Source organism: Hamadaea sp. NPDC050747 (assembly GCF_040654195.1).
Classification (GTDB): domain Bacteria; phylum Actinomycetota; class Actinomycetes; order Mycobacteriales; family Micromonosporaceae; genus Hamadaea.
Genome location: NZ_JBFAHM010000003.1, coordinates 77,963 through 92,251 on the forward strand (window position 1 = coordinate 77,963; position 14,289 = coordinate 92,251).

Annotated in this window: 13 protein-coding genes, 2 pseudogenes and 1 riboswitch; of the genes and pseudogenes, 10 read left to right on the top strand and 5 right to left on the bottom strand. The window is 70.6% G+C overall.

From position 1 onward, the window contains the following. Positions 1-23: 23 nt before the first annotated feature. Positions 24-1,448, bottom strand: a complete 1,425-nt coding sequence (locus AB0H43_RS06750; RefSeq protein ID WP_359997629.1) for a leucyl aminopeptidase family protein — start codon at positions 1,446-1,448, stop codon at positions 24-26. Positions 1,449-1,584: 136 nt separating this feature from the next. Then, positions 1,585-1,752: a DUF3117 domain-containing protein gene (locus AB0H43_RS06755; protein ID WP_084556858.1), complete on the bottom strand. Its 168-nt coding sequence runs from the start codon at positions 1,750-1,752 to the stop codon at positions 1,585-1,587. A gap of 203 nt (positions 1,753-1,955) precedes the next feature. On the opposite strand from AB0H43_RS06755, the gene AB0H43_RS06760 reads away from it, so the two are divergent. From AB0H43_RS06760 to AB0H43_RS06770, 3 genes and pseudogenes are all read left to right on the top strand, one after another. After that, positions 1,956-2,753, top strand: a complete 798-nt coding sequence (locus tag AB0H43_RS06760; protein ID WP_359997632.1) for a PaaX family transcriptional regulator C-terminal domain-containing protein — start codon at positions 1,956-1,958, stop codon at positions 2,751-2,753. Further along, positions 2,750-3,544, top strand: a complete 795-nt coding sequence (locus tag AB0H43_RS06765) for an enoyl-CoA hydratase-related protein (protein ID WP_359998584.1) — start codon at positions 2,750-2,752, stop codon at positions 3,542-3,544. Before AB0H43_RS06760 ends, AB0H43_RS06765 begins: the two co-directional genes overlap by 4 nt. Positions 3,545-3,546: 2 nt before the next feature. Further along, positions 3,547-3,747 (top strand): annotated as a pseudogene (locus AB0H43_RS06770) (hypothetical protein); the annotation flags it as partial. Positions 3,748-3,859: 112 nt separating this feature from the next. On the opposite strand, the gene AB0H43_RS06775 reads toward AB0H43_RS06770, so the two are convergent. Continuing rightward, positions 3,860-4,429, bottom strand: coding sequence for a DUF1003 domain-containing protein (locus AB0H43_RS06775; RefSeq protein ID WP_359997634.1), 570 nt, complete (start codon positions 4,427-4,429; stop codon positions 3,860-3,862). Then, positions 4,422-5,654, bottom strand: a complete 1,233-nt coding sequence (locus AB0H43_RS06780) for a CBS domain-containing protein (protein WP_359997637.1) — start codon at positions 5,652-5,654, stop codon at positions 4,422-4,424. Before AB0H43_RS06780 ends, AB0H43_RS06775 begins: the two co-directional genes overlap by 8 nt. A gap of 109 nt (positions 5,655-5,763) precedes the next feature. Between AB0H43_RS06780 and AB0H43_RS06785 the strand changes: the two genes are divergently transcribed. Continuing rightward, entirely contained in the window at positions 5,764-7,464 is a 1,701-nt protein-coding gene (locus AB0H43_RS06785; protein WP_359997639.1) for an ATP-binding cassette domain-containing protein, read from the top strand. 82 nt (positions 7,465-7,546) lie between these two features. Here the strand turns inward: AB0H43_RS06785 and AB0H43_RS06790 are convergent, their stop codons facing one another. Then, entirely contained in the window at positions 7,547-8,854 is a 1,308-nt protein-coding gene (locus AB0H43_RS06790) for a glycoside hydrolase family 18 protein (RefSeq protein ID WP_359997642.1), read from the bottom strand. 148 nt (positions 8,855-9,002) lie between these two features. Further along, positions 9,003-9,111: riboswitch (TPP riboswitch) on the top strand. Here AB0H43_RS06790 and thiE point away from each other — a divergent pair. From thiE to thiC, 6 genes and pseudogenes are all read left to right on the top strand, one after another. Further along, positions 9,103-9,699: pseudogene (gene thiE / locus AB0H43_RS06795) on the top strand (thiamine phosphate synthase); the annotation flags it as partial. Its footprint overlaps the riboswitch before it by 9 nt. Before the next feature lie 182 nt (positions 9,700-9,881). After that, a complete protein-coding gene (gene thiO / locus AB0H43_RS06800) occupies positions 9,882-10,859 on the top strand; it encodes a glycine oxidase ThiO (protein WP_359997645.1) in 978 nt (325 codons plus the stop codon). After that, a complete protein-coding gene (gene thiS / locus AB0H43_RS06805; RefSeq protein ID WP_359997648.1) occupies positions 10,856-11,047 on the top strand; it encodes a sulfur carrier protein ThiS in 192 nt (63 codons plus the stop codon). Before thiO ends, thiS begins: the two co-directional genes overlap by 4 nt. Positions 11,048-11,049: 2 nt before the next feature. Continuing rightward, positions 11,050-11,844: a thiazole synthase gene (locus AB0H43_RS06810; protein ID WP_359997651.1), complete on the top strand. Its 795-nt coding sequence runs from the start codon at positions 11,050-11,052 to the stop codon at positions 11,842-11,844. A gap of 50 nt (positions 11,845-11,894) precedes the next feature. After that, positions 11,895-12,686, top strand: a complete 792-nt coding sequence (gene thiD, locus AB0H43_RS06815) for a bifunctional hydroxymethylpyrimidine kinase/phosphomethylpyrimidine kinase (RefSeq protein ID WP_359997654.1) — start codon at positions 11,895-11,897, stop codon at positions 12,684-12,686. Between the two features lie 78 nt (positions 12,687-12,764). Next, positions 12,765-14,288: a phosphomethylpyrimidine synthase ThiC gene (gene thiC, locus AB0H43_RS06820; RefSeq protein ID WP_359997657.1), complete on the top strand. Its 1,524-nt coding sequence runs from the start codon at positions 12,765-12,767 to the stop codon at positions 14,286-14,288. The last annotated feature ends 1 nt before the right edge of the window (position 14,289 follow it).

Below are 14,289 nucleotides of genomic sequence, written 5' to 3' on the forward strand. Positions count from 1 at the left end.
GCCGGTCGATCACGACCGTGAGTTCATGATCGCGCGGAGACATCCTCGAAGAACCGGACCAGGGTGCGTACGCCCCAGCCGGTGGCGCCCTTGGCGAGCTCCTTCTCCGGCTCGTCGGCCCACGACGGCGAGGACATGTCGATGTGTGCCCAGCGGTCGCGCTGCTTCCCGGCGAACTCCCGCAGGAAGAGCCCGGCCGTGATGGTCCCGGCCCCGCCGTCGGTGTGGTTGTAGAGGTCGGCGATCTCGCTGGTCACCATCGAGACGTAGTCGCGGTGCAGCGGCAGCCGCCACAGTCCTTCTCCCGCGCGCCCGGCCGCGGCGAGCAGCGCGTCGGCCAGGTCGTCGTCGTCGGCCATGAGAGCGCCGATCCGGCGGCCGAGGGCGACCCGGTTGGCGCCGGTCAGCGTGGCCAGGTCGATGAGGTAGTCCGGGGAGTACTGCTCGACGGCGTATGCCATGGCGTCGGCGAGGACGATGCGCCCCTCGGCGTCGGTGCTGCGCACCTCGGTGGTCAGCCCGCCGTAGTGCTCGATCACGTCGCCGGGCCGCCAGGCGGAGCCGGAGACCATGTTCTCCGCCAACGGCGTCAGCGCCGTCACGCGTATCGGCAGCTGGAGGTCGGCTGCCGCGAGCACCGCGCCGGCGACGGCGGCCGCCCCGCCCATGTCCTTGCGCATGAGCAGCATGGCCTCGGCCGGTTTGATGTCGATGCCGCCGGTGTCGAAGGTGATGCCCTTGCCCACGAGGACGACGTGGCGCGTCGCGCCGGCCGGCGCGTAGTCGAGCTGGAGCATGCGCGGACCGCGCGTGGACCCGCAGCCGACCGCGACGATGCCGTTGAAGCCCTCGTCGCGCAGCCGGTCGACGTCCCAGACCTCGACGGCCACGCCGGCCTGGGTGGCGGCCGCGCTGACCTGCTCCACGAACCAGGCGGGGTCCTTCGTCGACGACGGCGTGTTGGTGAGCGTCCGGGCGAACGACGTGCGCTCCACGACGGACCGGCCCTGCCGCAGCGCCTCGGCCACGGCGGCCGGGTCGTTGACGAGCAGGGTCACCTCGGCCAGCGGAGGCCGCTTGGCCGGATTGGCGTGGTACGCGGCCAGCCCGGCACCCTCGACGAAAGCCCTGGTCGCGGCGGGTTGATCGGCCGCGGAACCGAGGTCCACTGTGATGGAGGTCGCTTTGGCCGCCGACCGTACGATCTCGGCTCCGGCCGCTCGCCAGCCCGCCTCGTCGCCCGTCCCGACGCCCGCGAAGAAAACGGTCGACGGTGTCGACAACGGACGAACGAGCTTTTCGCCCCGCCCCGCCTCGCCGGTGTGCTCGGCCTGGGTCAGGAACGCTTCGGCCTCCGGAATGTCCCAGCGCGGATCGGCCGCCGGAACGGGGAGAGCGACGACCGTCGCTTCGGGGGCGGGCGTCGCGGCGAGCCGGAAGTCGAGCATGAAGCCCACCCTAGTCGAGAACGCGAACGCGCTGCCGCATCGGTCGGCCAACCGTCGCAGCAGCGCGTTCTGTGTTCATTTGTCGAGTCGATCCGCCGGTGGGCCAAGCCCCGAGGCGCGCCGGGAAGGCAGCGCCTCAGCCCACGGCCTCCTTCAGGGCCTCGCCGAGGCGAGTGGCCTCGTCCGGGGTCATTTCGACCACCAGGCGTCCGCCGCCCTCCAGCGGCACCCGCATGACGATGCCCCGGCCCTCTTTGGTGACCTCCAGCGGACCGTCGCCCGTCCGCGGCTTCATCGCCGCCATCTCTGTCTCCCCTCAGACTTCCCACCAGGGGCAGCGGGTCGCCCCGCCGCACGTCAGCAGTCCAGGAACGCACCGGATGGGTGGACCGGTGCGTGGTCCCGACCAATGATTTTCCCTGATGGCTGCCACGAAGCCCAAACCGGGCCGCCATCGATGTGACAATTGCTAGCCAAAAGGGCCACAAAGTGTAACAATTTGCGGCTATGCAGGCCCGGTCGGCGCTCTTCGATCTCTACGGCGACCACCTCCGATCCCGGGGTGGTCGCGCACCGGTCGCCGCCCTCGTCCGGTTGCTGGCTCCGGTCGGCATCGCCGCGCCCGCGGTGCGTACCGCGGTCTCTCGTATGGTGCGCCAAGGCTGGCTCGCCGCGACACGCACCCCCGCCGGTCCCGGCTATCAGCTGACCGCGCGGGCCGAGCGCCGCCTCGACGCGGCGGCCGCGCGTATCTACCGGACCAGCCGCGCCGGCTGGGACGGCCGGTTCGACCTCATCACGGTCACACTCCCCGCGGATCGGCGGCCGCGGGAACGCCTGCTGTCCGCGTTGTCCTTCCTCGGGTACGCCCGCCTCGGCGACGGGGCCTGGGTGGCCGCCCGCCCCTCGCCCGAGATCGACCCGATGCTGCAGGACGCCGAGGTGGCGTATGAGCGGTTCTCGGCGAGTCATTCCGGCGGGGTGCCCGGCGCGATGGCCCTCGTGCGGCGCGCCTGGGACCTCGCCGAGATCGCGGCCGAGTACGACAAATTCGTCGACGACCTGCGTCCGGTCGTCACCGCCGTCAGCGCCCGGACGCCCGACGAGCAGGCGTACGCCGCCCGGTTCCAGCTGGTGCACGCCTGGCGTGGTTTCCTCTTCTCCGATCCGCAGCTGCCGCTGGCTTTGTTGCCCGACGGCTGGGCGGGGACGGCGGCGGCCGCCTTCTTCGACCGCCACGCGGCCCGGCTGCGCCCGGCGGCCGACCGCTTCGTGACTTCGTGCCTCAGTGATGGGAGAGCCTGATGGATCCGCTGCTCGTCGACCGCGCCGCCGGCGTCGTGACGCTGACGATGAACCGCCCGGACGCGATGAACGCGCTGGACGTGCCGTTGAAGGAGGCGCTGCGGGACACCCTGGGCTCGCTCGCCGTAGACCCGTCGGTTCGCGCGGTCGTGCTGACCGGCTCGGGGAACCGGGCGTTCTGCGTCGGCCAGGATCTCCGCGAGCACGTGGGCTTCTTGAACAGCGGCGACGACACTCCGCTGCGGACGGTCACCGAGCACTACAACCCGATCGCGCTCACGCTCGCCACCCTGCCGGTGCCCGTGATCGCCGCCGTACGCGGTGCGGCCGCCGGCGCGGGCGCCTCGCTGGCGCTGCTCTCGGACTTCCGGATCGGCGGCCCGTCGACCAGCTTCTTGATGGCCTTCGCCAAGGTCGGCCTGGCCGGGGACACCGGGGCGTCCTGGATCCTGCCGCGCCTGGTGGGCCATGCGAAGGCCGTCGAGCTGCTGATGCTCGCCGAGCCGGTACGCGCCGGGGTCGCCCTCGAACTCGGGTTGCTGACACGACTGGCCGACGACGACGAGGCCGTGCTCCCGGCGGCGCAGGAATTGGCCGCCCGGCTGGCCGAGGGGCCGACTCGGGCGTACGCCGCGATCAAGCGGGAACTGGTCGAGGGCGCGGCCGGATCGCTGGCCCAGGCCCTCGCGGTGGAGGCGGAGGCCCAGGCGGAATGCGGGGCCACCGGTGATCATCGCGAGGGAACCTTCGCCTTCGTCGAGAAGCGGCCGCCTGCCTATAGTGGGGCGTGAGCAAGAAGTCCTGGCTGGTGAACGTGGCGTTGCCGATCGAGGCCGACTCCCCGGCGGAGGCGGTCGGCGAATACTGGCGTTACGTGGCCGAACTCGGCTCCGCCGAGCTGCCGGCCTACGTGTCACCCGTCGGAGACGAGCTCTCGATGATCCCCTTCGTCGGCGGCGAGGTCACCAACCTCGACCCGGAAGAGGATGACTGACGGTCTGGACGGACCCGGTCTCCACGTGCGACCATCGATGTGAGGCAGCACTTCGGCCGCGCGTCATGCCCCTTGCGGCGCGCGGCTTTTTCCTGCTCAGGACCGGTGTCGGCTACGACCGGTCGGTGTCCCACTCGTCGTCGAAGCCGTCGCGGCGAGTCGACGCCCGCAGCTCCTTCTGATGGTGCTTGCGCTCCAGCTGCGTCCGGCGATGCGCCGCCTCGTCCAGCTCCTCGGCCAGCCTCGACAGCTCCGACCGGAGGAAGTCCCGGGTCGCCACCTCGCCGAGCGCGATCCGCAGCGCCGCGATCTCCCGGGCCAGGTACTCGGTGTCGGCCTTCTGCGCCGCCGCCCGTTGCCGGTCCTGCTCCAGCGACACCCGGTCGCGGTCGGCCTGCCGGTTCTGCGCGAGCAGGATCAGGGGGGCGGCGTACGAGGCCTGGAGGGACAGGATCAGCGTCAGGAAGGTGAACGTGTAGGGGTCGAACCGCAGGTTCGCCGGAGCGAGCGTGTTCCACCCGATCCACAGCGCGATCACCAGGGTCATCCAGACCAGGAACTGCGCCGTCCCCATGAACCGGGCGATCGCCTCCGACCAGCGCCCGAAGGCCTCTGGGTCGAAACGCGGCATGTGAACCCGGCCGGGTTCGCGCGGCTGGTCCAGCCGCCGTCGCTCAGCCATGACGCTCCCGCCAATCCTCGGGGAGCAGGTGGTCGAGCAGGTCGTCGACGGTCACCGCGCCGACCAGCCGGTCACCGGCGTCCACGACGGGCATCGCGACCAGGTTGTACGTCGCCATGCGCCGGGTGATGTCGGCGAGGGTCGTCTCCGGCTCCAGCGGGTCGATGTCGTTGTCGACGATGCCGCCCAGCATGGCCGCCGGTGGTTCCCGCAGCAGCCGCTGGAAGTGCACCATTCCCAGATAACGCCCGGTCGGCGTGGCCATCGGCGCGCGGGCCACGAAGACCTGGGCGGCGACGGCCGGGGAGACCTGCGGCTCGCGTACGCGGGCCAGGGCCTCCGCCACGGTGGCGTCCGGGGTCAGGACCACCGGCTCGGAGGTCATCACCGAACCGGCGGTGCCCTCGGCGTAGATCATGAGGGCGCGCACTGACGCCGACTCGTCCGGCTCCATCAGATCCAGCAGCACCTGCTGCTCCACCTGGGGCAGTTCGGCCAGCAGGTCGGCGGCGTCGTCCGGGTCCATCTCCTCCAGGACGTCGGCGGCGCGTTCCCGGTCGAGGAGCGCGATGATCTCGACCTGGTCCTGTTCGGGCAGCTCGGCGATGACGTCGGCGAGGCGCTCGTCGTCCAGCGCCTTGGCGACCTCGTTACGCCGCGGATCAGGCATTTCCTGGAGGGCGTGCGCCAGGTCGGCCGGGCGCATCTTCTCGAGCACCGCCAGCAGCGACTCCGTGCCCTGCTCGGCCACCGGGGTCAGCAGGCCCTGCACCTCGTCCCACTCGACCTGATGCACCTGGCCACGACGGGTGAGCCGCCCGGTCACCTCGCGTACGGCGAGCCGGCTCAGCTTCCACTCGCCGTTCCGGTCGGGCTCCATCGCGACGTCCACGACGGTCGCCGGCTTGTCGCGGTCCACGATGGTGACCCGCCGATCCAGCAGCTCTTCGAGGACCAGCATCTCGCCCGGCCGCTTCTCGAAGCGACGGAGGTTGAGCGTGCCGGTGTTGAGCATGACGCTCTCGTTGTCGATCGAGGTCACCCGCCCGATGGGCAGGAAGATGCGCCGCCGCATGGGCATCTCGGCGACGATGCCGACGACCCGGGGCGGCTGCGAGGTGACCCGGGCCACCGCGTCGCGTACCCGACCCACCTGGTCGCCGTTGGGATCGAAAACGGCGAGGCCGGCGAGCCGCGCGACGTAAACCCTGGTCGTCGTGGCCACGACAACAGCCTAATCGGACTCCCGGCGCGTTACGCACAAGATCCCCGCGCTCCGCCCATGAGGAAATGCACGTGCGAGTGAAGGCCCTGATCAGGCAAGATTGCCCGCCGTGGGATACGTGGATGTGGCCGGCGTCGCACACACCCTGCCGGACGGCCGGGTGCTCTTCTCCGACGTCTCGTTCCGAGTCGGCGAGGGCGCCAAGGTGGCCCTGGTGGGGCCGAACGGTGCGGGCAAGACGACGCTGCTGCGGATGGTCGCCGGTGACCTGCCGGTGAAGACCGGCGTGATCAGCCGGTTCGGCGGGCTGGGCATCATGCGGCAGTTCATCGGCATGCTCGGCCACGGCCGGGCGGCCGGTGGCGCGCTCGGCGAGGACACCATCCTGGCCGAGTTGGCGTTGTCACTGGCCCCGCCCCTGGTACGCCAGGCGGGCGACCGCCTCGTGAAGGCGGAACGGGAGCTGGCGGCGACCGAGGCGCGTGGCCGGTTCAGCAAGTCCGCCGAGCAGGCCCAACTCCGGTACGCCGAGGCGCTGACCGCCTGGGGCGAGTCCGGCGGATACGAGTTCGAGGTGCTCAGCGACACGGTCAGCACCCTCGTGCTGGATCTGCCGTGGGACCGCACCCGGGACCGCCCGGTGCGTACGCTCAGCGGCGGCCAGCAGAAACGCTTCGCCCTCGAGCTGCTCCTCCGGGGTCCGGAGGAGGTTCTGCTGCTCGACGAGCCGGACAACTTCCTCGATGTGCCGGCCAAGCGCTGGCTGGAGCGGCGGCTGCGGGAGTCGGACAAGTCCGTGCTCTACGTCTCGCACGACCGGGAGCTGCTGAACCAGACCGCCGACCGGGTCGTCGCCGTGGAGGGCAACTCCGCCTGGGTGCATCCCGGTGGCTTCGCGAGCTGGCACGACGCCCGGTACGCCCGCCACGAGAAGATGGAGGAGGACCGCCGTCGCTGGGACGAGGAGCACGAGAAGCTCCGCCAGCTGATGCTGATGTACAAGCAGAAGGCGGCGTACAACTCGGACATGGCCTCCCGCTATCAGTCGGCGCTGACCCGGTTGCGCAAGTTCGAGGAGGCCGGCGCCCCGCCGCTGCCGCCGAAGGACCAGGAGATCAAGATGCGGCTCTCCGGGGGCCGCACCGGCAAGCGTGCGGTCATCTGCGAGCAGCTGGAGCTGGAGAACCTGACCTTCCCGTTCGACCTCGAACTCTGGTACGGCGACCGGCTCGCCGTGCTCGGCGCGAACGGCACCGGCAAGTCCCACTTCCTGCGGCTGCTGGCCCGGGGCGGGACCGAAGGCGTCACCAGCAGTGTCGACGGCGGTACGCACGCCCCGGTCGCGCACGGCGGAGTCGCCCGGCTCGGCGCGCGTGTCCTCCCGGGGCACTTCTCACAGACACACGATCGGCCGGAGTTGTTCGGGCGTACCCTCGTGGAGATCTTGTGGCGGGGCGACGATCATCGCCAGGGCATGGACCGGCACACGGCCATGCGCGCCCTGGACCGGTACGAGCTGGCCAAGCAGGGCGACCAGAAGTTCGACACGCTGTCCGGCGGGCAGCAGGCCCGGTTCCTGGTGCTCCTGCTGGAGCTGTCGGGGGCGACGCTGCTGCTGCTCGACGAGCCGACCGACAACCTCGACCTCGCCAGCGCGGAGGCGTTGCAGGAGGGCTTGGCGAAGTTCGAGGGGACGGTGATCGCCGTGACGCACGACCGGTGGTTCGCCAAGTCCTTCGACCGCTTCGTCGTCTTCCAGGGCGACAACGAGGTGGTCGAGACGTCCGGCCCCGTCTGGGACGTCCGCTAGGGGTGATCATTGCGCCAGCAATGCTGTAACAACGGACATTTTGTCGGCTGAAACAGCATGGCTGGCGCAATGATCACGCGGGTCAGGCGAGGCCGGTGTGGATGGCGGTGGTCAGGTCACCGGTCGCGGTGTCGCCGTCGAGCGACCAGACCATCGTCCCGCCGAGCCCGTTCGCCTTCACGTACGCCGTCTTCTGGGCGATCGACCGAGCGTCGTCGTAGGACCAGAAGCTGGTGCCGCTGAGCTTCCACACCGCCCCGGCGACCGGGTCGTAGAAGGTGGGGCCGCTCTTGGCGATGATCTTCTTGTAGTCGTCGATGCCGTCCTCGTAGGTGCCCCGGGCCGGCCCGGTCGAGGTCTGGTAGAGACCGTTGTTGGTGCTGGACACCCCGGCCCAGCCGCGGCCGTAGTAGGGGATCCCGAGGACGAGCTTGGCGGCCGGCGCCCCCTGCGCCCGGTAGTGCTGGAGCGCCTGGTCGGCGGAGAACCGCTGCGGCGCCGGGTCGGCGGCGGGGGAGTAGAGCTGGCCCTGGTGGTTCGAGATCGGCTCGTACGCCCCGTGCAGGTCGTAACCCTGCACCGTGGCGAAGTCGAGGTAGCCGAAGACGGCGGGGTCGATGCCGGCGTCGATCTTCGCCGGGTCGGCCGGGAGGAAGGCGGTCAGCGAGAAGGCCCGCCCGACCTGAGCCCCGTACGCGTCGAGCTGGGCGCGGAACTCGGCCAGCAGCGCCACGAAGTTCGCCTTGTCCTCGGGCCGGATCACGTTGCCGGTGTTGCCCTCCGAGGCCGGCCATTCCCAGTCGACGTCGAAGCCGTCGAAGACCCCGTACGCCGATCCCGGTCCACCTTGGACGGAGCTGCCGATGAGCGGCAGGTTGCCCTTCAGGAACATGTCGATGCAGCTGGCCACCATGGCCTGCCGGGACGCCGGGGTGAGCGCGGCGTCGGAGAGGTACTTCGACCACGACCAGCCGCCGATGGACAGCTGCACCTTCAGGCCCGGGTGCAGCGCCTTCAGCTTCCGCAACTGGTTGAAGTTCCCGGCCAGCGGTGTGTTGTACGCGTCGCCCACCCCGTCGACCGATTCGGACGCCTTGAAGCGCTTCTGGTAGTCGGCCCAGGCGTCGCCGACGCCGGCCTCGTTCGCCTCGAAGCACTTGCCGTCGGCGCCGACGTTGGCGAAGGCGTAGTTGATGTGGGTGAGCTTGTCGGCCATGCCTGAGGTGTGGACGTTCTTGACGGTGAAGTTCCGCCGGTAGATGCCCCACTGGGTGAAGTAGCCCACCTTGACGTAGGAGCCGGCGACGGCTGCGTCTGTTGTGGACGCTTGGGCCGGATTGGCGACGCCGGTGAGGGAAGCGGCTAGGACGAGGGCGAGAACAGCGCGCACGAACACCTCCGGATCGGGAAGCAGGTCGGAAGAAGTGAGCCGAAGGTATATTCGAAAGGTTTGTTAACCAATAGACGAATGGATGAGTATCACGTCGCGATCGTGACGCTGGTCTTGCGCTTCGCGACGCAGCGTGGTTAGTCTGCGCGAGACAACCCACGGGAGTCCGGTGCACCGGGCTGAGAGGGGGCTCAGTAGCCCCGACCGTAGAACCTGATCCGGATCATGCCGGCGCAGGGAGGAGTGCGATGCGGGTTCCCCGTCTTCACATCGTCACCGACTCGGTCGACATCGCGCGAGCCGCGCTGTCCGGTGGCGCGCCACTGATCCAGGTCCGCGTGGAGGACTCGGTCACCGACCGGGCCCTCTACGACCTCGCGAGCCGGATCGCGCCCTTGTGCGCGGAGCGCGGCGCGATCTGCGTCGTGAACGACCGGCCGCACATCGCGGTCGCATTGCGGACCGCGGCCGTCCACGTCGGAGCCGACGACCTTCCGGTGCACGCGACGCGTACGGTGCTCGGCGGCAGCGGCCTGATCGGAGCGAGCGCGCGAACGCCTGAGCGCGCGCGTCAAGTCATCGCGGAGGGCGCGGACTACCTCGGCTGCGGCCAGGTCAATCCCAGCTTCACGAAAGACGTCGCCGCCAACGTGATCGGGCTCGGCGGGCTGATCGCCGTCGTCGGGGCGGCGCAAGGCGTACCGGTCATCGCGATCGGCGGGCTCACCCTGGCCGACGTGCCGTCGGTGCTCGCGGCGGGCGCGTACGGGGTCGCGGTGATCGGCGCGGTCCGAGACGCGGCGGACCCCGCGTATGCCACCTCCGCCCTACTCGCGGCGGTCACATCGGCCACGCTCGCGACCCAAGATCCGCGCCAGATCAGGGATCACGGTCGAATCATGGCGCAAGATTCGACCGAGAACCCTGATCCAGCGCCAAAGGGGGCCGCGCGCAAGGGGGCCGCGCGCAAGGGGGCCGCGCCAAAGGGGGCCGAGCCGGAGGGTGCCGAGCCGGAGGGGGCGGGGCGGTGAGGGTCGCGGTGGTGGGCGCCGGGCCGATCGGTCTGGCCTGCGCGTGGCGGCTCGCCCGACGGGGGCACGCGGTCACCGTCCACAGTGACGGCGCGCCGGGCGCCTGGCACGCGGCCGCGGGCATGCTGGCCCCGGTCGCCGAGGCCGCGTTCGGCGAGCATCGCCTCACCGAGCTGCTGGTCGCCTCGGTCCAGGCCTGGCCGGCCTTCGCGGCGGAGCTGGGCGACGTCGGCTACGCCCGATCCGGCTCGCTGCTGGTCGGTGTCACCGCCGCCGACCAGGCCGAGATCGCGCGCTATCGCTCCTATCAGGACAGCCTCGGGCTGCCCGTCGAGGCGCTGTCCGCGGGCGAGCTGCGGCAGCGAGAGCCCGCTCTCCACCCAGGGGTACGCACAGGGGCGCACACGGAGATCGATGCTCAGGTGGACCCGCGCCGGCTGGTTGAGCGCCTGACGTCGGCCGTACGGGCGGCCGGGGCGGCCTGGGCCGGCAAGGTGTCCGACCTGTCGGAGGTGGACGCCGACGTCACGGTCGTGGCGGCCGGCTGCGGCACCGCCGCCCTCACCGGCCTGCCGATCCACCCCGTACGCGGAGAGACCCTGCGACTGCGCGGTGGCCCGACGCTGACTCACTTGATTCGCGGATACGTCCACGGCCGGCACGTCTATCTGGTCCCCCGAAGCGACGGCGAGATCGTCGTCGGTGCGACCTCGACGGAGGAGACCGATCCCCGGCCGAGCGCCGGTGGCGTGCACGAGCTGCTGAGCGACGCGATCGCCCTGGTGCCGGGCGTACGCGAGGCGGTGTTCGCCGAGGTCTCGGTGGGTTTCCGCCCGGCGACCCCGGACAACCTGCCGATCGTCGACGTCGTGCGGCCCGGCCTGGTGGTCGCCGCCGGGCACTACCGCAACGGGATCGCGCTGACGCCGTGGACGGCCGAGCGCGTCGTGACCTTGGTGGAGGCGGCCCGGTGATCACGGTCAACGGAACGGAACGAGATCTGCTCGGCAGCGTCGGCGAGCTGGTCGCGGTCGTCACGCCGGAGCGACGGGGAGTGGCCGTCGCGGTCAACGGCGAGGTCGTGCCGCGCGGTGAATGGGACACCTGCCTTCTCGCCGACGGCGACTCGGTGGAGATCCTCAGCGCGGCGCAGGGAGGCTGACCATGGACACTGCGCTCAAGATCGGCACCGATGTCGATCCACTCATCCTCGACGGCGGCGAGTACGCCAGCCGCCTCATCCTCGGCACCGGCGGCGCGACCAGCCTCGACGCGCTCGAACGGGCAATCACGGCCAGCGGAGCCGAGATCGTGACCGTCGCCCTCCGCCGCGTCGGTACGCATACCCGGGGTCTGGTCGCGTTGCTCGACCGGCTCGGGTTGCGCATCCTGCCGAACACGGCCGGCTGCTACACCGCGGCCGACGCGGTGCGTACGGCACGGATGGCGCGGGAGGCGTTCGGCACGAACTGGGTGAAGCTCGAAGTCGTCGGGGACGAGCGCACGCTCCTGCCGGACGCGGTCGAACTGCTCGCCGCCACGGGAACCTTGGCTGCGGAGGGGTTCGCCGTCTTCGCGTACACGGGGGACGATCCGATCCTCGCCCGGCGGCTGGCCGAGGCTGGAGCGACTGCGGTCATGCCCGCCGGCTCGCCGATCGGCTCGGGGCTCGGCATCGGCAATCCGTACCACATCGAGTTGATCCGCGAGTTCGTCGAGGTCCCGGTGATTCTCGACGCCGGAATCGGCACCGCCAGCGATGCGGCCCTGGCCCTGGAACTCGGATGCGACGCCGTGCTGGTGGCCAGCGCGATCACCCGCGCCGCCGACCCGGCCGCGATGGCGGCGGCCATGCGGCACGCCGTGCTCGGCGGACGGCTCGCCGCCCACGCCGGGCGTATCCCGCGCCGCCGGGAAGCGCGTCCGTCCACGGCGAATCTCGGGATAGCCGAATGGTGACTCACTCCTTGTCCGACAACGGATCATCCGCTCGGGCGACCGTAAAGGGCATGCAGACCCCACCAGTCGCGCTGACCGTCGCCGGTTCCGATCCGGGCGGGGGCGCGGGAATCCAGGCCGATCTGAAGGTCTTCGCCGCCCACGGTTGTTACGGGACGAGCGTCATCACCGCGTTGACGGCGCAGAACACGCTCGGTGTGCACGACCTCTACCTCATCCCGAGTCCCGTCGTGGGTACGCAGCTCGCCGCCGTGCTCGACGACATGCCGGTGGCGGCGGCCAAGGTCGGCATGCTCGCCTCGGCCCAGGCCGCGGCCGAAGTGGCGGCGCGGGCTCGCAACGGCGCCTTCCCACACCTCGTCATCGATCCCGTGCTGCGCGCCTCGACCGGCCGGAGCCTGGGCGTACGCGCGGCGATCGAACGGCTCCTCCCGTACGCGACGGTCGTGACGCCCAACCGGGAGGAGGCCTCAGCCCTGGTCGGTTGGGAGGTCACCACTCCGGCCGACATGGCGGGGGCGGCCTCGCAGCTCGCGTCGGGGCGCGGCGACGTCACCATCGTGATCACCGGCGGCGACCTGCCGGGCGAGGAGTCCGTCGACGTGGTGTGGACGCAGCACGGCGCGAAGTCGCTGCGGGCACGGCGGGTCCCGACCTCCAACAACCACGGCACCGGATGCACCTTCTCCGCCGCGATCACCGCCTTGCTGGCGCACGGGGCCGAGGTGGACAACGCGATCCGGCTGGCCAAGGAGTACGTCGCCCGTGCGCTCACCGGCGCGGTCGACTGGCGGCTCGGCGCCGGGGCCGGGCCGCTGGATCACTTCGAATGGCGGCGCTGACCGCATACGCGGTCACCGTCGGCGTCCACAGAAGAATGGAGGCTGCTTGTGGCCGCAGAAACCCGAAATCTCGCAGTATTGCGAGAGAAAGTGTATGAAGGCCCGCTGCAGGTGCCCAGCACCCGGCTGACCCTCACCGACGGGTCCACCGTCCAGCTCTACGACACCTCGGGGCCCAGCCGCGCTGTGCGTACCCGATGGATAGCGGAACGACGGCGGGCCGGACAGCCGACCACCCAGCTGGCCTGCGCGCGAGCCGGGATCGTGACTCCGGAGATGGAGTTCGTCGCGATCCGCGAGGGCGTGCCGGTCTCGCTCGTGCTGGCGGAGGTGGCGGCGGGGCGGGCGGTGATCCCCGCCAACGTCAACCACCCCGAGCTGGAGCCGATGATCATCGGCTCCGCGTTCCTCGTGAAGGTCAACGCCAACATCGGCACCTCGGCGGTCACGTTCGATCTCGACGAGGAGGTCGAGAAGATGCGCTGGGCGACGAAATGGGGCGCGGACACGGTCATGGACCTGTCGACCGGACCGCGCATCCACGAGACGCGGGAGGCGATCCTGCGCGAGTCGCCGGTGCCGATCGGCACGGTCCCGATCTATCAGGCGCTGGAACGGGTCAAGGGTGATCCCACCCGGCTGAGCTGGGAACTCTTCCGCGAGACCGTCATCGAGCAGGCCGAGCAGGGCGTGGACTACATGACGGTGCACGCCGGAGTGCTGCTGCCGCACGTGCCGTTGGCCGCCGACCGGGTGACCGGCATCGTGTCCCGCGGCGGGTCACTCATGGCCGCCTGGTGCCTGGCCCATCACGAGGAGAACTTCCTCTACACGCACTTCGCCGAGCTGTGCGAGATCTTCGCGGAGTACGACATCACCTTCTCGCTCGGCGACGGGCTCCGGCCGGGCAGCATCGCCGACGCGAACGATCCTGCTCAACTCGCGGAGCTGAAGACCCTGGGCGAGCTGACCACGATCGCCTGGGCGCACGGCGTACAGGTGATGGTCGAAGGTCCCGGACACGTCCCGATGCACAAGATCAAGGAGAACGTCGACCTGCAACAGGAGTGGTGCCACTCCGCGCCGTTCTACACCCTCGGTCCACTCACGACGGACATCGCGCCGGCATACGACCACATCACGAGCGCCATCGGCGCCGCCATGATCGCCATGTACGGCACCGCGATGCTCTGCTACGTCACCCCGAAGGAACACCTCGGGCTGCCCGACCGGGACGACGTCAAGGCCGGGGTGATCGCGTACAAGATCGCGGCGCACGCCGCCGACCTCGCCAAGGGCCACCCCGGGGCGCAGGCCCGGGACGACGCGCTGTCCAAGGCCCGCTTCGAATTCCGGTGGGAGGACCAGTTCGAGCTGTCCCTCGACCCGGACACCGCACGGGCGTACCACGACGAGGAACTTCCCGCGCCCGCCGCGAAGACCGCGCACTTCTGCTCCATGTGCGGGCCGAAGTTCTGCTCGATGCGGATCAGCGCCGACCTGCAGGCCGACCTACGCGAGTACGCCCAACAGGGCATGCGGGCGAAGTCGGCGGAGTTCGCAGCCGGCGGCGGGCGCGTCTACCTGCCCGTCGTCCCGTAGA